The organism is Oleiphilus sp. HI0132 (assembly GCF_001635845.1).
Genome location: NZ_LWGJ01000242.1, coordinates 1 through 787 on the forward strand (window position 1 = coordinate 1; position 787 = coordinate 787).

A 787-nucleotide genomic window follows, 5' to 3' on the forward strand; every position below is an offset into this window, starting at 1 on the left:
ACCCATCATTTCCATACTACTGAGCTGCTCGGTAGCCTTCATCAGGCCAATTTCTGCCGTTAAAGCTGAACCTGCGCGGCCAGCGAACAGTAACGCTGTCACCACCGGCCCCAGCTCTCTAACCAGTGTTAAGGCAACCATCTGCCCAACAGCTTGTTCTGAACCATAATCGACGAGAATGCTGTAGCCCTGTAAAGCAAGCACCATACCGATAAACAAGCCGGATACAATAATAATAACAAGCGACAACACTCCGACGTGATATAACTGTTTGACCAGAAGGCGAAAGCCTTTGAGGTTTGGCGTTAAACCGAAAATAGCACGGAGCAAGAAAATCCCCGAACGCCCCATCGCCGCCCAAAAATCTATTCCCTTACGTCCATATTGAACAAAAAAATCAATCACTAAGCTAATCTCACACTTGAAGGAACTATGGGCTACCCTAACAATTCGCTACGAAAATCTGTAGCCGGGTAATGAAAAGGAACAGGGCCATCAGGCAAACCGTTAAGAAACTGCTTTACCAGCGGAGAGCCTGAGGTTTTTAGCTCCTCTGGAGAACCTTCACCAATGACAACACCGTCAGCCAAGATTACAGCATGATCACAGATGCTTAGGGACTCTGTAATATCATGCGAAACCAGCACGCTCGTTAAGCCTAATGCATCATTAAGCAAGCGAATCAATTGAACCAGCACTCCCATCGCAATAGGGTCCTGACCTGCAAAAGGTTCATCATACAAAATTAATTCGGGGTCCAAAGCAATGGTTCTTGCCAGGGCAACTC

1 protein-coding gene and 1 pseudogene are annotated in these 787 nt (G+C 47.0%); both read right to left on the bottom strand.

The genetic code is table 11. The annotated features are described in order from the left end of the window. On the bottom strand, positions 1 to 351 hold a 351-nt coding region (locus A3766_RS03000), incomplete at its 3' end, for an ABC transporter permease (RefSeq protein WP_197479247.1). A gap of 86 nt (positions 352 to 437) precedes the next feature. Then, a pseudogene (locus A3766_RS30245) lies at positions 438 to 787 on the bottom strand (phospholipid ABC transporter ATP-binding protein MlaF); the annotation flags it as partial.